At 64.9% G+C, this 17,833-nt stretch carries 19 protein-coding genes; 11 read left to right on the top strand and 8 right to left on the bottom strand.

Annotation, left to right across the window (positions count from 1 at the left end):
- Positions 1 to 39 precede the first annotated feature (39 nt).
- Complete coding sequence (gene tgt, locus FDP22_RS16660) at positions 40 to 1,170, bottom strand: tRNA guanosine(34) transglycosylase Tgt (RefSeq protein ID WP_138579072.1); 1,131 nt, start codon at positions 1,168 to 1,170, stop codon at positions 40 to 42.
- A 76-nt stretch (positions 1,171 to 1,246) separates the two neighbouring features.
- Between tgt and FDP22_RS16665 the strand changes: the two genes are divergently transcribed.
- From FDP22_RS16665 to tpiA, 3 genes are all read left to right on the top strand, one after another.
- Positions 1,247 to 1,606, top strand: coding sequence for an SUF system Fe-S cluster assembly protein (locus tag FDP22_RS16665; protein WP_138579074.1), 360 nt, complete (start codon positions 1,247 to 1,249; stop codon positions 1,604 to 1,606).
- Positions 1,607 to 1,810: 204 nt separating this feature from the next.
- Positions 1,811 to 2,167, top strand: coding sequence for a HesB/IscA family protein (locus FDP22_RS16670; protein WP_138579076.1), 357 nt, complete (start codon positions 1,811 to 1,813; stop codon positions 2,165 to 2,167).
- Positions 2,168 to 2,273: 106 nt separating this feature from the next.
- Positions 2,274 to 3,023 carry a triose-phosphate isomerase gene (tpiA, locus tag FDP22_RS16675; RefSeq protein ID WP_138579078.1) on the top strand — a complete coding sequence of 250 codons (750 nt, stop codon included), beginning with the start codon at positions 2,274 to 2,276 and terminating at the stop codon, positions 3,021 to 3,023.
- A 48-nt stretch (positions 3,024 to 3,071) separates the two neighbouring features.
- Here tpiA and FDP22_RS25275 read toward each other — a convergent pair whose 3' ends face one another.
- Together FDP22_RS25275 and FDP22_RS16685 are read right to left on the bottom strand one after the other, a co-directional pair.
- Positions 3,072 to 3,839 carry a hypothetical protein gene (locus FDP22_RS25275; protein WP_138579080.1) on the bottom strand — a complete coding sequence of 256 codons (768 nt, stop codon included), beginning with the start codon at positions 3,837 to 3,839 and terminating at the stop codon, positions 3,072 to 3,074.
- A gap of 86 nt (positions 3,840 to 3,925) precedes the next feature.
- On the bottom strand, positions 3,926 to 5,092 hold the full coding sequence (locus FDP22_RS16685; protein WP_239031810.1) for a DUF6456 domain-containing protein: 1,167 nt from the start codon (positions 5,090 to 5,092) through the stop codon (positions 3,926 to 3,928).
- Between the two features lie 201 nt (positions 5,093 to 5,293).
- Between FDP22_RS16685 and FDP22_RS16690 the strand changes: the two genes are divergently transcribed.
- Positions 5,294 to 5,584: a DUF6477 family protein gene (locus tag FDP22_RS16690; protein ID WP_239031811.1), complete on the top strand. Its 291-nt coding sequence runs from the start codon at positions 5,294 to 5,296 to the stop codon at positions 5,582 to 5,584.
- Positions 5,585 to 5,605: 21 nt separating this feature from the next.
- Here the strand turns inward: FDP22_RS16690 and FDP22_RS16695 are convergent, their stop codons facing one another.
- Positions 5,606 to 7,153 carry a trimethylamine methyltransferase family protein gene (locus FDP22_RS16695; protein ID WP_138579082.1) on the bottom strand — a complete coding sequence of 516 codons (1,548 nt, stop codon included), beginning with the start codon at positions 7,151 to 7,153 and terminating at the stop codon, positions 5,606 to 5,608.
- 182 nt (positions 7,154 to 7,335) lie between these two features.
- Here FDP22_RS16695 and guaA point away from each other — a divergent pair, with 182 nt between their 5' ends.
- Positions 7,336 to 8,895, top strand: a complete 1,560-nt coding sequence (guaA, locus tag FDP22_RS16700; protein WP_138579084.1) for a glutamine-hydrolyzing GMP synthase — start codon at positions 7,336 to 7,338, stop codon at positions 8,893 to 8,895.
- 293 nt (positions 8,896 to 9,188) lie between these two features.
- Positions 9,189 to 10,445 (top strand): tyrosine-type recombinase/integrase, encoded by a 1,257-nt coding sequence (locus tag FDP22_RS16705; protein WP_138579086.1) that lies wholly within the window; start codon positions 9,189 to 9,191, stop codon positions 10,443 to 10,445.
- On the opposite strand, the gene FDP22_RS16710 is transcribed toward FDP22_RS16705, so the two are convergent.
- Together FDP22_RS16710 and FDP22_RS16715 are read right to left on the bottom strand one after the other, a co-directional pair.
- The gene (locus FDP22_RS16710) at positions 10,411 to 10,695 is read right to left on the bottom strand and encodes a helix-turn-helix transcriptional regulator (RefSeq protein WP_138579088.1); all 285 of its coding nucleotides are present in this window, start codon (positions 10,693 to 10,695) and stop codon (positions 10,411 to 10,413) included. The two genes, FDP22_RS16705 and FDP22_RS16710, sit on opposite strands and share 35 nt — an antisense overlap.
- A 315-nt stretch (positions 10,696 to 11,010) precedes the next feature.
- A complete protein-coding gene (locus tag FDP22_RS16715) occupies positions 11,011 to 12,045 on the bottom strand; it encodes a LysR family transcriptional regulator (protein WP_205910808.1) in 1,035 nt (344 codons plus the stop codon).
- Between FDP22_RS16715 and FDP22_RS16720 the strand changes: the two genes are divergently transcribed.
- The 4 genes from FDP22_RS16720 to FDP22_RS16735 all read left to right on the top strand — a co-directional run bounded on the left by FDP22_RS16720 (position 12,044) and on the right by FDP22_RS16735 (position 14,784).
- On the top strand, positions 12,044 to 12,781 hold the full coding sequence (locus FDP22_RS16720) for an SDR family oxidoreductase (RefSeq protein ID WP_138579090.1): 738 nt from the start codon (positions 12,044 to 12,046) through the stop codon (positions 12,779 to 12,781). The two genes, FDP22_RS16715 and FDP22_RS16720, sit on opposite strands and share 2 nt — an antisense overlap.
- A 66-nt stretch (positions 12,782 to 12,847) precedes the next feature.
- Positions 12,848 to 13,741 carry an SDR family oxidoreductase gene (locus FDP22_RS16725; protein ID WP_138579092.1) on the top strand — a complete coding sequence of 298 codons (894 nt, stop codon included), beginning with the start codon at positions 12,848 to 12,850 and terminating at the stop codon, positions 13,739 to 13,741.
- A gap of 78 nt (positions 13,742 to 13,819) precedes the next feature.
- Positions 13,820 to 14,320: a DUF1097 domain-containing protein gene (locus tag FDP22_RS16730; RefSeq protein ID WP_138579094.1), complete on the top strand. Its 501-nt coding sequence runs from the start codon at positions 13,820 to 13,822 to the stop codon at positions 14,318 to 14,320.
- 146 nt (positions 14,321 to 14,466) lie between these two features.
- Positions 14,467 to 14,784 carry a nuclear transport factor 2 family protein gene (locus FDP22_RS16735; protein ID WP_138579096.1) on the top strand — a complete coding sequence of 106 codons (318 nt, stop codon included), beginning with the start codon at positions 14,467 to 14,469 and terminating at the stop codon, positions 14,782 to 14,784.
- Between the two features lie 207 nt (positions 14,785 to 14,991).
- Here the strand turns inward: FDP22_RS16735 and FDP22_RS16740 are convergent, their stop codons facing one another.
- Positions 14,992 to 15,744 (bottom strand): SDR family NAD(P)-dependent oxidoreductase, encoded by a 753-nt coding sequence (locus FDP22_RS16740; protein WP_138579098.1) that lies wholly within the window; start codon positions 15,742 to 15,744, stop codon positions 14,992 to 14,994.
- Between the two features lie 154 nt (positions 15,745 to 15,898).
- On the opposite strand from FDP22_RS16740, the gene FDP22_RS16745 reads away from it, so the two are divergent.
- Positions 15,899 to 16,837 carry a LysR family transcriptional regulator gene (locus FDP22_RS16745; protein ID WP_138579100.1) on the top strand — a complete coding sequence of 313 codons (939 nt, stop codon included), beginning with the start codon at positions 15,899 to 15,901 and terminating at the stop codon, positions 16,835 to 16,837.
- A 3-nt stretch (positions 16,838 to 16,840) separates the two neighbouring features.
- Here FDP22_RS16745 and FDP22_RS16750 read toward each other — a convergent pair whose 3' ends face one another.
- Positions 16,841 to 17,791: a LysR family transcriptional regulator gene (locus FDP22_RS16750; protein WP_170317738.1), complete on the bottom strand. Its 951-nt coding sequence runs from the start codon at positions 17,789 to 17,791 to the stop codon at positions 16,841 to 16,843.
- Positions 17,792 to 17,833: the final 42 nt, after the last annotated feature.

Consider the following 17,833-nt stretch of genomic DNA (forward strand, 5'->3'; position numbering starts at 1 on the left):
GCGAAGCGACGCGGCCGGGAAGTTCGCCGGCGCGCGCGCTCAGAGCGGCTCCACGTCGCCTTCCGCGCGCCGCGCGTGGAAGGCGCGGGCGAAATCCTCCAGCGTTCCGGCGGAGATCGCATCGCGCAGCCCCTGCATAAGCTCCTGATAGTAATGCAGGTTATGCCAGGTGAGCAGCATGGAGGAGAGGATCTCCCCCGCCTTGAACACGTGGTGGAGATAGGCGCGCGAATACTGGCTGCACGCGGGGCAGGAGCATTCCGGGTCCAGCGGGCGCGGGTCGTCGAGATGTCGCGCATTCTTGATATTAACCGCGCCGAAACGGGTGAGCGCCTGCCCCGTGCGCCCGGAGCGCGAGGGCAGAACGCAGTCGAACATGTCCACCCCGCGCTGCACGGCGCCCACGATGTCGTCCGGCTTGCCCACGCCCATCAGGTAGCGCGGACGGTCCTCGGGCAGCATGCCGGGCGCATAGTCCAGCACGCCGAACATCGCCTCCTGCCCCTCGCCCACCGCCAGGCCGCCGATGGCATAGCCCTCGAAGCCGATGGCGCGCAGCTTTTCCGCGCTCTCCTCGCGCAGATCACGAAAGACGGATCCCTGCTGGATTCCGAAGAGCGCGTGGCCCGGCCGGTCGCCGAAGGCCTCGCGCGAGCGCAGCGCCCAGCGCATCGACAGGCGCATGCTCTCGGCGGCCACCGGCTCCGTGGCCGGATGGGGGGTACATTCGTCGAAGCACATCACGATGTCGGAGCCCAGCAGCCGCTGGATCTCCATCGAGCTTTCCGGCGAGAGATGGTGGACGGAGCCGTCGATGTGGCTCTTGAAGCGCACGCCCTCCTCGGTGAGCTTGCGCAGGCCGGCGAGGCTCATCACCTGGAAGCCGCCGGAATCCGTGAGGATCGGGCGCTCCCAGTTCATGAAGCGGTGCAGGCCCCCCAGCCGCGCCACGCGCTCCGCGCCGGGGCGCAGCATCAGGTGATAGGTGTTGCCCAGCAGGATGTCGGCCCCCGTGGCGCGCACGCTTTCGGGCATCATCGCCTTCACCGTGGCGGCCGTGCCCACCGGCATGAAGGCGGGGGTGCGGATGTCGCCGCGCGGGGTGTGGACGGTGCCGGTGCGCGCCGCACCGTCGGTCGCGGACATCGTGAAGCGGAATGAAGCGGTCATCTCGGGGGCCTCTCTGGACGCGGGGGCGCGGTTTCCTTATATGATTGGTCGGGAAATGAAAGGCAGGATCTGAGCCATGGACGGAAACGAGATGATGGAGGGCGCGCCGATCATTCGCCCCTCGACCACCGACCACCCGCTCTACGACGCAGTGGTCGAGGCGTGCCGCACCGTGCACGACCCCGAGATCCCGGTGAACATCTACGACCTCGGTCTGGTGTACACCGTGGCGATCGACCCGGAGAACAATGTCGCGATCCGCATGACGCTGACCGCGCCCGGCTGCCCGGTGGCCGGCGAGATGCCGGGCTGGGTGGTGGACGCGGTGGAACCCGTCGCGGGGGTGAAATCGGTGGACGTGGAGCTGGTCTGGGATCCGCCCTGGGGCATGGAAATGCTGTCGGACGAGGCACGGCTGGAACTGGGCTTCATGTGAGCCTGCCCGCCGCGCGCGGCAGGCTTCGCAGGCAGACAGCGCCGGGCGCGGCCCCCGCGCCGCGGCCGGGCCGGACATCCTCCGGCCGCCCTCGCGCGATGTGAGCGGGCGCCCTTGCGCCGGCGCCGTCTTCCTCCTATTTTCGAAGTGATGCCCCTGTCCGGATCTCCGGGCGGCGGGACCATGCCATGAAGGAGCGCCACAATGTTCGGCATCCCCGGAAAATCGCCCGTCACCATCACGGACGCTGCCGCGAAGCAGATCGGCAAGCTGATGCAGGGCGGCAAGTACGGCCTGCGCATCGGCCTGAAGAAGGGCGGCTGCGCGGGCATGGAATACACCATGGAATACGTCGACGCCGCAGAGGCGGCGGACGTGGTGGTGGAGCAGGACGGCGCACGGGTGCTCATCGCCCCCATGGCGCAGATGTTCCTGTTCGGCACCGAGATCGACTACAAGGTGTCGCTGCTCGAAAGCGGCTTCGCCTTCAACAACCCCAATGTCACGGAAGCCTGCGGCTGCGGCGAATCCGTGAAGTTCGACGCCGCCGCGGGGGCCTGAGCCCCGGCGCGGCGATCGCCCGCATCTCCCGCCTCCGCCTGCGGACTGGAAGGCGCCCTCCCGCTGCGCTATCTCATGATGCGTCAACGATTTCAGGAGGACAGGGATGACCCGACGCAAGCTCGCCGCCGGAAACTGGAAGATGAACGGGCTCAGGACCGCGCTCGCCGAGATCGAGGCCCTGCGTGACGCCTTCCCCGATCCGGGCTGCGACGTGCTGATCTGCCCCCCTGCCACGCTTCTCGCCCAGTCCGCGCTGGCCGCGGCAGGCTCTTCCATCCGCCTCGGCGGGCAGGATTGCCACGTGGCCGCCTCGGGCGCGCACACCGGCGACATCTCCGCGGCCATGCTCTCCGACAGCGGGGCCACCCACGTGATCCTCGGCCATTCGGAGCGGCGTGCCGACCATGGCGAAAGCTCGGCCCTGGTGGCCCGCAAGACGGAGGCCGCCTGGGCCGCGGGCCTCACCGCCATCATCTGCGTCGGGGAAACCGAGGCCGAGCGGGACGCGGGCCGTACGCTCGACATCGTCACCACGCAGGTGATCGAATCAGTTCCCGACGGCGCGATCGCCCTCACCACGGTGGTGGCCTACGAGCCGGTCTGGGCCATCGGCACCGGGCGCACGCCCACCAATGCCGAGATCGAGGAAGTTCACACCGCCATCCGCGGCGCCCTGGCCAGCCGCTTCAGCACGGATGTCGCGGAAGGCATCCGCATCCTCTACGGCGGCTCGGTGAAGCCGGGCAACGCGGCGGAGATCTTCGCGCTGCGCGACGTGGATGGCGGGCTGGTGGGCGGCGCCTCGCTGAAAGCCTCGGACTTCGCCGGGATCATCCGCGCCGCGGAAGGCTGATGCGCGGGGCGCGGCGCTCCGGAGGAGCCCCGCGCCCGGCCCTGCGCGCTAGTGCTTCATCAGGCTCATGGCCTGCTCGATCCAGTTGTCGCGGAACGGCCGGCCCTTGAAGGCGGAGAGATTGGCATCCACCCAGGCGAGATTCGCCTCGGTGAACTTCGAGATCTGGTCGAAGGAATAGATGCCCATCTGGTTCAGTTCGCGCTCCAGCTTCGGCCCCACGCCCCGGATCATCTTCAGGTCGTCGAACATCGCCGGCGCCTTGGAGAACAGGTTGGACGGCTTGGCCATTTTCACCATTTCATCCGCGTAGTCGGCGGCAACCCCGGCGGATTTCTGCGCCCGCTCGCCCATGGCCTCGGAAGCGTCCGTGGCCTGTTTCACCTGACGGCGGGTGGAGGTGTTCACCGTGTCCGACACCTCCGCCGCCGCGCGGACGGACTTGAAGGCCATGTCCGACACCGCCCCGCCGATCTCCGCGGCGGATTCCACGCTCTTCTGCATGGACTTCGCGGTCACCACCTCGGCCGCGTCGGCAGCCTTCGCCGCGGTCTGCATCCGCGTCTGCGCCACGGCGGTAAGGCTCTCGGTCATCTCCGCGACGGCCTTCACCGATTTCGAAAGCTGCTCGGTGAAGGCGCGGGACATCTCGGCCACGCCGGCGTCCGCCGGCCCGGCGGCCTTCGGATCCGCCGCGAAGCGCCAGGCGACGCCGAAGAACGGTGCGGCGGGAGACAGGCTGGTCCAGTATTCCAGCGGGCTCTCGTCCTTCTTGGGGGCCCAGCGGCCAGGTTCGAAGAGGGGCAGAAGGGTCATTCGGGCATCCTCCCAGGCAAATGCTGCAGTGCACAATCTACCACACCACGGCGTTTTTGCAACTTTGACACAGTTTTGCCGCTGCGTCAGAGAATACCGCCCTCCCGCAGCCCGTAGTGATCGGCCAGCCTCTGCAGCGCGATGCGCAGAACCACCTTGCCGGAGCGCTTCGACCAGCCCAGCCGCTTCTCCGCCGTCTCCAGACCCTCGAGGAAACAGCAGCAGCGGAAGGCGATGTCCGACAGGCCCGGGCCGAGCGCCTTCAGCGCCGCGGACACCCGCTCGCGCGCCGCTGCCGGGCCGCCGGACGGGCCGCGCCCTCCCGCCTCGCCTCCCTGAGTGCCGGCGGTGAGGAAGCGCTCCCAGTCCTGGGTGACGCGCGGGCCGAGGTTGGCGCGCTCGAAATCCTCGCGCAGGCGCTCGCCGGCTTCCAGTTCCCGGCGCGACAGGAAGGCCTCGCCCTTCGGCCCGGACCGGCGCGCCAGCCAGGCGAGGGGCGACTCGGCGGCATTCACCACCACCTCCCGCGGCCCCTCCCTGCCCTCGCCGGAGACCAGGCGCAGCGCATCCTCCTGATGCTGCATCGCGAAAGGCGTCCGGGCTTCGGCGAAGCCGGCGGTCTCACGGCGGCGGATGGTGTCCTGCGCCAGCATGCGCTCCAGCGCCGCGCGCCCGGCGGCGGTGATCTCGTAGCAGGCCAGCTTGCCACTGCGTCGGCAGGCCACCCAGTCGCGCAGGGCGAACTGCCGGGCCACCTCGCGGCGCACGGTGGCGGTCTGCCGGTGGCAGCCGGGAACCGTCTCGCGGAAGACGACCGCGAGCTCCGCCTCGGGAGCCACGGCAAGGAAGGCGCCGGATTCTCCGAGCCGTCGCAGGATCCTGCGGGCTTCACGCTGGATCTCGGCATCGGACTCGGGAAGATCAACGTGCTTGCGCTGCAGCATAGCTGGGTGCTCCTTCAGGATGGTGCCAGGCTCTTCGCCGGCCTTGAATCGCAGATCGAGACCGGCGAGCGCCTCATCGAAGAGCGGGTCGTCCCGCTTCTCCTCGATGCGGCGAACCTGCCGGTGGACGGTAGAGGGGTGAACGCCGAGCCGACGCGACAGCTCGCGCATCGACAGGCCGGAAACGGTGTGGGCGAGATAGACGAGAACCGCGGCCGGCGGCTCCCCGGCCGCGGAGCAGTCACCCGGCCAGTCTGCCGGATGCACAGGCCCGGTCGTCCGGGCGCAGGATGTGGCGGGATGTGTCACGTGAGAAATCCGTGCCAATTCGATTAAAATTCTACCTATAATTGAATCGTGAAAATTCACTTAACCTAAAATTGTAAATAAACCTTAACTATCTCTGGGATTCAGGATTTGCAGAGACAGCGCACGCTTCCCTGAAAACTTCCGCAACGCCTCCCGTTTGGGCCCCAGCATGGGCCTCGACTGATACAAACGGAGGTTTCGATGACCGATACTCAAGCCCTGAACACCGCCCTGCGCCGCCCCGGCCTGCTGCTGCGTGCCGCGCGTGCCGGGCTCGGCGCCTATGCCCGCGACATCCACCTGGCCCGGATCCTGCCCGGCACGGACCCGGCGCGTGACCCGAAGGCGACGCTGCGCCGGCTCCGTGAGATGGAGGCCGCCTGCGACGCGGCGCGCCGCGCGCGGGAAACCGGCTATTCGCCGAGTTCGCATGTGTCGGTGCTGGTGGCGCTGCTGGCGGAACTGCGCCGGGTGCAGGGGCGAACGGCCTGAGGGGCGGGCCGCGCCGGGGCCCTATGCGAAGGCGTCCGGCTCCGCGGCCTTGCGTTCGGCGATGAAGGCGGCGAGCGCCTCCTCGATCGCCGGGTCGAGCGGCGGGCGCTGGTAGCTCTCCAGCATCCGCTTCACCCGGGCCTGCCCGAGCGTGGCACTGTCGCGCCCGCCCTCCTCCGCCCAGGTCTCAAAGGGTTTGTAGTCAAGCACTTCGCTGCGCCAGAACGCCTCGCGGTAATTGGCCTGCGTATGGGCACAGCCGAGGAAATGGCCCCCCGGGCCAACCTCGCGCAGCGCCTCCATTCCCTGTCCGTTCTCCGAGAGATCCACCCCGGATGCGAGCGCGTGCAGCGGCCCGAGCTGGTCCGCGTCGAGCACGAATTTCTCGAAGGAGGCCACCAGCCCGCCCTCCAGCCAGCCGCAGGCATGGAGCATGAAGTTCACCCCGCCCAGCAGCGCCGCGTTCAGGGTGTTGGCGGATTCGTAGCCCGCTTGCGCGTCAGGCAGCTTCGCACCGCACAGCGCCCCGCCGGAGCGGTAGGGCAGCCCCAGCCGGCGGGCCAGTTGCCCCGCGCCGTAGAGGATCTTCGAGGCCTCCGGCGTCCCGAAGGTGGGCGCGCCGGAATTCATGTCGATCGAGGTCACGAAGGTGCCGAAGATCACCGGCGCGCCCGGCCGGACCAACTGCGCATAGGCCACCCCCGCCAGCACCTCGGCCAGCACCTGGGTGAGCGTTCCGGCCACCGTGACCGGCGCCATCGCGCCACCCACGATGAAGGGGGAAATGATGCAGGCCTGATTCGCCTGCGCATAGACCTCGAGCGCCCCCATCATCACGCTGTCGAAGGTGAGCGGCGAATTGATGTTGATGAGCGAGGTCATCACGGTGTTTTCGCTCACAAAGCCTTTACCGAAGAGAATTTCGCACATGCGAACCGAATCGACCGCGCGGGTCGGGTCGGTCACCGATCCCATGAAAGGCTTGTCCGAGAGGGTCATGTGCGCCTCGATCATGTCGAGATGGCGCTTGTTGACCGGCACATCCGTGGGCTCGCACACCGTGCCGCCCGAATGGTGCAACCATTTCGACATGTAGCCGAGCCGGACGAAATTCCGGAAGTCCTCCATCGTGGCATAGCGCCGTCCGCCGTCGAGGTCGCGCACGAAGGGCGGCCCGTAGACCGGCGCCAGCACCAGCGACGTGCCGCCGATCTCCACCGACCGCTCCGGGTTGCGGGCGTGCTGGGTGAACCGCCCCGGTGCCGTGGCGCAGAGCCGGCGCGCGAGGCCGCGCGGGATGTGCACCATCTCGCCGCGCACCTCGGCACCGGCCTCGCGCCAGCGCGCCAGCGCGCCGGGATTGTCGGCGAAGCGCACCCCGATCTCCTCCAGCACCGTCTCGGCATTGGCCTCGATCAGGCTGAGCCCCTCCTCGTCGAGAATGTCGAAGGTGCCGATCCTGCGCCGGATCGCCGGCGCGCAGTCGAAGCGCACCGCCGTCCGCTCTGCCCGGCGGGCCGCTCCGCCGCCGCCGCGCCGGCCGCTCCGGGCCGGGGGTGTCTGAGCCATCGCGGCCTCCTGAGGTCTGGTGCCGCACGCGGCGGGAAAGGGCCTTGAGTATGCCGGGCACGGCGGTCCGCAGAGGGCCGAAACCGCCACCGCGCGGCCCGGAAACGACATTGCCGGCCGCGGTGACGCCGGGTGCATTGCACACAGTTGCGCGCGCCCGCGCCTTCCATTATGTGCTGGCCATGAACACGTCAGAGCACCAACACCTCCTGATCATCGACTTCGGATCACAGGTCACGCAGTTGATCGCCCGCCGCCTGCGCGAGGCGAACATCTACTGCGAGATCCATCCCTATCAGAACGTGACGGAGGCGAGCATCCGCGCCTTCGCCCCCAAAGCCGTCATCCTCTCGGGCGGCCCGGCCTCGGTGCTGGACGAGAATTCGCCCCGCGCGCCCCAGGCCCTGTTCGAGATGGGCCTGCCCATCCTCGGGGTCTGCTATGGCCAGCAGGTGATGATGGAGCAGCTCGGCGGTCGCGTCGAAGCCGGCCATCACCGTGAGTTCGGCCGTGCCTTCGTCAGCCCGAACGAGCGCAACCTCGACCTCACCGAAGGCTGGTACGCCACCGGGCGCGAGCAGGTGTGGATGAGCCACGGCGACCGGGTGACCGCCCTCGCCCCGGGCTTCGACGTCTACGGCACCTCGCCGAACGCGCCCTTCGCCATCACCGCAGACCCCTCGCGCCACTTCTACGCCGTGCAGTTCCACCCGGAAGTGCACCACACCCCGAACGGCGCCCAGCTCTACCGGAACTTCTGCCGCATCGCCGGCTTCACCGGTGACTGGACCATGTCCGCCTACAAGGACCAGGCCATCGAGGCGATCCGCGCGCAGGTCGGCGACGCGAAGGTGATCTGCGGGCTTTCCGGCGGGGTCGACAGCTCGGTCGCCGCGGTGCTGATCCACGAGGCGATCGGCGACCAGCTCACCTGCGTCTTCGTCGACACCGGAATGATGCGCATGGGCGAGGCCGAAGAGGTCGTCACCCTGTTCCGCGACCATTACAACATCCCGCTGATCCACGCCGACGAGGCCGATCTCTTCATCGACGCGCTCGAGGGCGAATCGGACCCGGAGACCAAGCGCAAGACCATCGGCCGGCTGTTCATCGAGGTGTTCGAGAAACACGCGAAATCGGTGGGCGGCGCGAAGTTCCTCGCCCAGGGCACGCTCTACCCGGACGTGATCGAGAGCGTGAGCTTCTCCGGCGGCCCCTCCGTCACCATCAAGTCGCATCACAACGTGGGCGGCCTGCCCGAGCGGATGGACATGAAGCTGGTCGAGCCCTTGCGCGAGCTCTTCAAGGACGAGGTCCGCGCGCTTGGCCGCGAGCTCGGCCTGCCCGAGAGCTTCGTCGGCCGCCACCCCTTCCCCGGCCCCGGCCTCGCGATCCGCTGCCCCGGCGGCATCACCCGCGAGAAGCTCGACATCCTGCGCAAGGCGGACGCGGTCTACCTCGACCAGATCCGCAAGCACGGGCTCTACGACGAGATTTGGCAGGCCTTCGCCGTGCTGCTGCCGGTCCGCACCGTGGGCGTGATGGGTGACGGGCGCACCTACGAATACGTCTGCGCCCTGCGCGCGGTCACCTCGGTCGACGGCATGACGGCGGATTTCTATCCCTTCTCCTCCGAATTCCTGGGCGAGACCGCAGGCCGCATCATCAACGAGGTGAACGGCATCAACCGCGTCGTCTACGACTACACGTCGAAGCCGCCGGGAACGATCGAGTGGGAATGATTCAGGCCCATCCGAACGCCGCCGATTTTACGCTCCGGTACGATATAAGCTACTGAAAACAAAAATAAAATCATCCTGTGCCTATCGACATCTATCGGTGGGCATAGATGGCGTTCGGCGGCCTCGCTGACGGGCCTTGCCCCCATTGATCAACCGGAAAAACGAAAGTACCGTCAGGTCACATGAGGCCAATGACGGTACTTTTTTCGAACTAACGCGCTGAAATATAATCGTTTTCAGCGCCACTGGCCTCCAAAAACCGCGTGACGGTACTTTTCCGCAAGGAGGCCGAAATGTTGACCGATGCAGCACTCAAGTGCTTGAAACCAAAAGCCAAAATGTACAAGGTTTCCGATCGTGACGGCATGTACGTGCGCGTCGCGCCGTCGGGCGCCATCTCGTTCAGGCTCGACTATCGGCTGAACGGCAGGCGGGAGACCGTCTATCTCGGCAGATATGCCCGTGACGGAATATCGCTCGCCAGGGCTCGCGAGCTATGCATCGACGCGCGGCGTGCGATCGCCGAGGGGCGGTCCCCCGCCATTGAGAAGCAGCGCGAGAAGCGCCGGATCAAGGAAGCAAAGAGCTTCGGCGAATTCGGCGAGAAATGGCTGACCAACGCGACCATGGCCGACAGCACGCGCGCGATGCGTCGCTCCATCTTCGAACGCGAACTCATGCCCGTCTGGCGAAATCGTCTCCTGACGGAAATCACCCCGGATGATCTACGCGCTCACTGCGGCAAGATCGTCGAACGGGGTGCGCCCGCGACGGCGATCCATGTGCGGGATATCCTGAAGCAGATCTACGGCTTTGCCATTCTGCATGGCGAGAAGGTCGCCAATCCGGCAGATGACGTCGGTCCGGCCTCGATCGCTACCTTTACGCCGAAGGACCGCGCGCTTTCGCCCGCAGAGATCCGCATCATGTTCAAGCAGCTCGAGCATGTTGCGACGCTGCCGACGATCCGTCTCGGTATGAAGCTCTACCTTCTCACAATGGTGCGGAAGAGCGAGTTGCAGGATGCAGTTTGGGACGAGATCGATTTCGACAACGCTGTCTGGACCATCCCGAAGGAGCGCATGAAGCGATCGAAGCCGCACAACGTCTACCTGTGCCGGCAGACCCTCGACATCATGATCGCGCTCAAGACCTGTTCCGGCAACTCCCGATATCTGCTGCCGTCCCGGTACGACGCGGACGCGCCCATGTCTCGTGCGACGTTCAATCGCATCACCTATGCCGTCGTCGAGCTAGCCAAGAAGGAGGGGCTGCCGCTGGAGCCTTTCACCGTCCATGATCTGCGGCGGACGGGCTCGACGCTGCTAAATGAGCTGGGCTTTAACAGCGACTGGATCGAAAAGTGCCTTGCGCACGAGGACGGGCGTTCGTCCCGCGGCGTTTACAACAAAGCCGAGTATGAGGTGCAACGGCGGCATATGATGCAGCAATGGGCAGATACTGTGGACGCCTGGATCGACGGCCGCAAATATGCCCCCACGCTTTTGCCGCAAGCTATGCCCCTAATGGAGCTTGATCCCGCCCTTTGACGGGGCGGGTTTTACGCTTGGTGACGTCAGGGTGCTGTGCCCGACGGATCGGGGCAGCCCGCCGTGCCATGAGCCAAGCTTCGACCTCGGCCAAGTCCCAAACGATACAACGTGGCGAGAGCGCAAATCGACGGGGAAACTCGCCACGCTGCTCCATCTCATAAATCGTGCTGTCGGCCATCGGCACGATCTCCCTTAACTGTTGCCGCCGGATTGTTTTCCGAATTTGCGTGGGTTCGACTTTTGCCATGCTCAATCTCCTGCGTTGCTGAGGCGATTGAGACTGATATCTACTGATACTAGAAGCCCTTTCGGAATTACGTGCGGTATTTTCGGGCTATAGCGTACACATCGGCGGGTTCTTCCTGACTGCTGTGCCGCTTACGGTGCAACAGGTGCGTATGGGTTGATTCGGTTCCGACCACCGCACTGAAACCTCGACATTGGCTTCCTGTCGGCCGTGGTTTGTCTGCTCATCAAAGTGCGCGTGTCATAAGAAGCGCTGCATTGCTCTGCACGAGGCTCCAATTTGAGAGCAGCCGGGCACTGACATGGACCCACGGTCTTACACGGACGCGCCGTTCATCCGCCGGTTGCGCTTCTCGAACTCGCCTGCCGCCCAATCGAGAAAGACGCGGACCCGGGGCGAGAGTTGACGGCTCCGAGGGTAAAGTAGCGCGACCTGAGCCGATGGCGCGGGCATGTGATTGAGTAGTTCGACCAGCGCGCCGCTCGCGAGGTCGCGCTCAATATGGAAGCGGGGGACCTGTGCAAGTCCCAGCCCGAGACGCACCCCAAGCAGATAGCTCTCCGGCCCCGTAACGGAGAAGGGCGCAGTCATGTCGATGCGCCGAAGTTCTCCTCCGACATGAAACTCGACTGGGGTTAGGTTGCCGGTGCTCACGAGGCGTATCCCCACGATTCGATGTGCGGCAAGGTCCTCGATCGTTTGAGGGACGCCGTATCGTTCGAGATAGGCTGGTGCTGCACACGTGACGCGGTCGAGGACCGCGACCCGTCGAGCGATCAGATCGCTGTCGGGCAACTCACCATAGCGAAGCACGCAATCGACGCCCTCCTGGACCGGATCGATCCAGCGATCACGTTCGCTCATCGACAACTCGATTCCGGGATAACGCGCGAAAAATTCAGGGAGAGCAGGCATCAGGAAATGCCGCGCGATGGTGCCTTGAACTTCCACCCGAAGCATTCCCTTCGGTTCGGCTCCGCTGAACGCTCCTTCTGCATCCTCTAGATCTTCGAGAATGGCTAGGCATCGCCGATACCAGGCCTCGCCATCGAGCGTTGGCCGAACGGTGCGCGTGGTCCGCTGAAGCAACCTGACACCGAGCCGTTCCTCCATCTGCTTGATGATGGTGGTTACGGTGGAGCGAGGCACCCCGAGGTCATGTGCAGCTCCCGTGAAGCTGCGGCGTTCCACGATTCTGGTGAAGAGTCGCATTGAATCGAGCTTATCCATCGCGTTCCATTGTTCGTCCTCGCGGAACAGATATGGCGAACATAGGCTGATTATCTTCCCGGTTCCAGATGGCACATCTCGTTCGTCGCCAACGTGGCGGTTGAAAAGGAGATACATCATGACCGGGATTTCAAAGGTTGCGCTCGTGACGGGCGCCTCGCGGGGCATTGGCGCGGCGACCGCGCAGCGCCTTGCCAAGGACGGCTTCACCGTCGTTATCAACTACGCTGGCAATTTCACCGAAGCCGAAAAGCTGGCCGAGACTATTGAAAAGGCCGGGGGCAAAGCGCTGACGGCCCAAGCCGATGTTAGCGATCCAAATGCGGTCGCCCGCATGTGGGACGCGGCTGAAGCGGCCTTCGGTGGCATCGATGTACTGGTGAACAATGCCGGCATCATGAAGCTGGCGAAGATCGCCGAGGGCGACGACGCGTTGATCGACAGCCAGATCGCCATCAACCTGAAGGGCAGCCTCTACACCATGCGCGAGGCAGCCAAGCGGCTTCGTGACGGCGGCCGGATCATCAACTTCTCGACCAGCGTGGTCGGCCTCAAGCTTGAGACCTACGGCGTCTACGCCGCCACCAAGGCCGCGATCGAACTGCTCACCGGCGTCCTCTCGAAGGAGCTGCGCGGCCGCAGCATCACCGTCAACGCCGTGGCGCCGGGACCGACCGCGACCGCGCTGTTCCTCGACGGCAAGTCGCCCGAGCTCATCGACCGCATGTCGAAGATGAACCCGCTGGAGCGGCTCGGCACGCCCGAGGACATCGCCAATGCCGTGGCCTTCCTCGCCGGTCCCGACGGCGGCTGGATCAACGGCCAGGTCCTGCGCGCCAACGGCGGCATGGTCTGACCATCAACATCCCTCTGCATCCCCTTCGTCCGCCCTGACGCGGACAAACCCGAAAGGAATTTCACCATGTCCAAGAAGATCATCCTCGTCACGGGTTCGTCGAGCGGCTTCGGCCGGCTGACCGCCGAAGCCCTGGGCCGCGCCGGCCACACCGTCTACGCCTCGATGCGCGACGTCGCCGGTCGCAACGCCAACAACGCCGCCGAACTGTCGGCCATCGCCGGCAGCGACATCCGCCCGATCGAACTCGACGTGCAGGCCGAACCATCGGTCAACGCCGCGATCGAGAAGATCATCGCCGAGAGCGGTCAGATCGATGTCGTCGTCCACAATGCCGGTCACATGATGTTCGGCCCCGCCGAGGCCTTCACGCCCGAGCAGTTCGCGCAGCAATACGACGTCAATGTGCTCGGCACCCAGCGGGTCAACCGCGCGGCGCTGCCCCACATGCGCGGCCGCCGCGAAGGCCTGCTGGTCTGGGTTTCCAGCTCCAGCTCGGCCGGCGGCACGCCGCCCTATCTGTCGCCCTATTTCGCGGCCAAGGCGGCAATGGACTCGCTCGCGGTCCTCTACGCCCGCGAACTTGCCCGCTGGGGCATCGAGACGACGATCGTCGTCCCCGGCGCCTTCACCAAGGGCACGAACCACTTCCCGAACTCCGGCCGCCCCGCCGACCAGGCGCGTCTCGCCGAGTATGAAGCCGGCCCCTATGCCGGGTTCGGCGAGCAGGTCCAGAAGGCCTTCGCCGAGATCGTTCCCGACGACGCCGATCCGGCGCCGGTCGCCGAGATGATCGCCGAGGTCGTCGACACGCCGTTCGGCGAGCGTCCGTTCCGGATCCACTACGATCCGACCGAGGACGGCGCGAGCGTCGGCTTTGCGGTCCTCGACCGCCTGCGCGCCGAGATGCTCCACCGCGTCGGCCTGTCCGACCTGCTGAAGCCCGCGAAGAAGGTCTGAATCATCCAGCCGATCGCGGGCGGCTGGACCGTCCGCGATCGGCGGATTTTCACGCACCCCCCTAAAAGAAGGAAAGACATGTCCACTGTCGCCCCCTCGCGTCAGGCCTTCGTCGTGACCACGGTCGTCGCCGCTGCGACTGCCGCGCTCGCGGCCTCCGCAAGCCTGACGCTCTCGCTGCCCGTCTGGGCCATGTTCGTCGGTTGGATCACGTTCTTCACGCGTGTCCAGAGCACCCGTACCGCTTTCGAGAACCTGGGCTGTGTCGGCCTTGGACTGGTGATCGGATTGCTCGCTTCGCTGGCCATCCCCCAACTGGCCGGAACTTTCGGTCTGGGTGTCGGCCTGCCGATCGTGGTGTTCTTCGTGGCGCTCGTGGTCGTCGCTCTGCGCGGCTTGCCGGTGCTGAACAACCTGCTCGGCTACTTCCTGGGTCTCGTTGCGTGGTTCGCCGCGCATCTCGATCCGTCGCTCGAAAGCGTGGTGCAGCTCTTCGGCGCCAGCGCGGTCGGCTCGGTCGCCGGCTGGGTGTCGCACAATCTGCCTCATCGGCTTCTGCCCCGGCCGTCGGCGGCATGATGACGGGAAGGCTTCTAGGCGAACGGCGCGCAATTCGCGTCGTTCGCCCCTTGCTCGTCGCGCTGCTTGGCGGCGCGGCCCTGCTGGCGGCGCCGCTGGCTGTCTCCGGCGTGTTGTCCTCAAACTCGAATAGGGAAAGTCAGACCATGACAAGCCTACCGCAAGCGATCACCGAATTCTTCGACGCCAGCAATCGCGGTGACGCGGCTGGCATGGTCGCCGCCTTCACCCCCACGGCAGTCCTTGACGATTGGGGTCGCCATTTCGAGGGCCGTGAGGGAATCGCCTCGTGGGACCGCACCGACAATACCGGCGTCCAAGCTCATATACAGGCGGTCAGTTCCAAGGCGGAGGGAGACACCGTGGTTGTGACCGTTAAAGTAAGTGGCAACGGCTTCAACGGCACAGGGCACATGCACTTCCAGCTCCGTGGCGATAAGATTGCGCGGCTCGACATTAAGTGAAGGAGGAGCCGCGGCTACCTGATCCTCGCCGGACAGAGGATTGGCGGGAGGTTGATCGGCCGAACACGGCTGTCGATCGTGGTGTCCCGTGCCACCGGAGGATGGAGCGAACGCAGGCTTCGCCCTCATCAATTGCCTGCGCTGATGCTGCATCGCGCCGGCCTGTCCCCCTAACAGGCCCGCGAGAATGGCGCGATCCGGATCATCTCAGAATGAGTGACGGCGCATTCCGCCATCGACCAGCATCACGGTGCCCGTAATGTAGCGAGCGCGAGGCGACGCAAGGAAGGTGACCGCGTTAGCAACATCCTGTGGCTGACCGAAGTCACGCAAGGCGATTTCGCGCTGGGCGAATTTCTGACGCTCCTCGCCTGGATAGAGGCGGCGGATCTGGGCGGTGTCGATGAGGCCTGGCTGGACGCAATTCACGGTGATGCCATGCTGACCGATCTGCTCGGAGAGCCCCTTCGACCATACAACGAGGCCGGCCTTGGCGACCATCGCAGCGTTGACCACCTCAGGCTCTAGATTTCCGGAGAGGCTGATGATCGCACCTTGTTTGCGGCTTAGGAAATTGGGCAACAGATTCTGAGTGAGTTGACGGTGTCGATCGAAATTCAGGGTCATGCCCTCCACCCACTGCTCTTCGGGGGCATCGATATCCATGGGTCGGCTCCCTCCGGCATTGTTGACCAGGATGTCGACGTGACCGAGGGCCGCGAGGGCGGCGTCTGCGATCTTCTGCGGGCCATCGACGGCAACGAAATCCTGTTCAAACACAATCGGCGTGACGCCCCCGTCTGCTGAAATCTCGGCGACGAGGCTGGCGAGGAGCTCTGGATTGCGTGCCGTCGCGAACACGGTAACGCCCTCCGCCGCGAGAGTTTTCACTATTGCCCGGCCGAGGCCCTGGCTCGCGCCGGTGACGAGTGCTTTCTTTCCACTGAGTTGGAGGTCCATGAGGTCAATCCTTCCTTGACGGTAGCATTCGTCACGGAACGTAGAGCTCGACCACCGATGGCAGAAGGACATCAAAACGAACGTATTTGTTATCTAAATCGATAACAATCCTGCGCGCTTTCTGGCATAATCATCGTGTCAGGGGAGCAACGTTTTGGATTTTGTTCAACAGCTTCGCATCTTCGTTGCGGTCGCCGACAACGGTGGCTTCGCCCGCGCGGCCGCGGCGTTGCGAATGGCCCGCCCAAGTGTCACCAACGCGGTTTCGGCACTCGAAGCATCAATCGGGGCGCGCCTGCTCCAGCGAACTACCCGGCGATCGAGCCTGACGGCTGAAGGCGAGCTATTCTACGAGCGCGCGACGCAGATTCTAACTGACGTTGCTGGGGCGCAGAACCTGTTTGGTGGCTCAGGGCAGGTGCCGAGAGGCCGTCTCCGCGTCGACATTCCTGTCGCGCTCGCCAAGCCACTCATCATCCCGCGGCTCCCAGAGTTTACAGAGCGATACCCGGATATCGAGATCATCCTAGGTGTCAGTGACCAGCCGGTCGACCTCGTCGCCGAGGGTGTCGATTGCGTAGTCAGGTTGGGCGAGCTCGCTGCTAGCAGCATGATCAGTCGCGTCGTGGCGCGTGTTCCGATGGTGTCATGTGCTGCCCCCGTATACCTAGCGGCGCACGGCGTGCCTAAGACGATGGAAGATTTGTCGGCGCACCGGGCGGTGACATACTTCACCGGGCGTGGCCGGAGCACGATTGACTGGCAGCTTATCGCAAACGGTGAAGAACAATCTATCCGGATGCGGTCAGCGATCCTCGTGAACGATTCCGAAGCGTTCGTTGCATGCGCGCTCGCGGGGCTCGGTCTAATTCAAGCCCTCCGTGCTACGGTTGCCGAGCAACTTGAAAATGGCCAACTCGTGGAGATCTTGCCGCAGGTTCAGACTGTCCAGCGCGCCGTTTCCGTCATGTATCCAAACCGCCGGTATCTTGCGCCACAGGTGCGCGCATTCATCGACTGGATCAGCGCGGTGTTCAAAGAGAGCGATGTTCACGAAACTCCAGCCGGCGGGATTGCCGTGCCGCTTGAATGATAACTAGTTTGATCGATCGCCGTAATTGATCGGCTGCAATAGCCGGCCCAATTTTTCCCTCCACCATCGGTGCGCCGGATCACTATGGAGCCTGTTACTCCACCACAGCATGCCGGTGACGGGCGGGAGCTTGATTGGTGGGGCGACGCACGTGAGCCTGCCAAGAGCTTCACCCCGCGCCGCTACACTGTAAGGCACCATCGCCAACAGATCTGAGTTTCCGACATACTGTGCGGCCGCGTGCGCGCTTCCCAGCGTGAGGGCGACATGTCGCGCCAGGCCTTCATTCTCCAACGCCGTGTCAGTGGGGCTGGTGCGTGCGCCCGGCATTCGGATCGAAATCTGCGGGGCGCCAAGAAAGGCTGCGAGTTCAATACAGCCGCGTGCCAGTAGTGGATGACCGCGTCGGCCGATGCACACGAAACGCTCAGCGAAGAGCTGCGACCGCATCATCGCGCTTTCAAGTTTCAGGGTCTCGTCGGCATAAAGCGTCGTCAGTGCCAGATCGAGAGAACCGGAATCAAGCAACTCTGGTAGCGGAGCCAATACCGAGGAGATCTCAAATCTCGCCTTCGGTGCCTCCGCGATTAGGTCAGGAAGCACATCCGGTAGCTGACCTACAACAATATGTTCGGGAGCGGCCAAAGAGAAACGGCGGGTGGAGGTAGCCGGCGTGAATTCGACTGGATCCGCAATCAAGCGATATAGATCGGTGAGGCCTGCTCGCAGCAGTGGTCTCATCGCCTCCGCGCGCGGCGTCGGCCGTAGCCGAGGTCCGTTTCGAACGAGAAGGGGATCAGACGTGCGCTGGCGCAGCTCTGCCAGAGAATGGCTGACTGCTGACGGCGTGACATCCAAAAGGGCGGCCGCCTGCTTGACGCTGTTGGTTTCGAGAAGGGCGTCAAGCACTCGCAGAAGCCGAAGGTCGATATCGGTAGGGCTATCGGCACTCATATGCATTTTCGCAAAGCGGATGGAACGACGTCCAACTCCGCT

The organism is Paroceanicella profunda, assembly GCF_005887635.2.
Taxonomy (GTDB): Bacteria; Pseudomonadota; Alphaproteobacteria; order Rhodobacterales; family Rhodobacteraceae; genus Paroceanicella; species Paroceanicella profunda.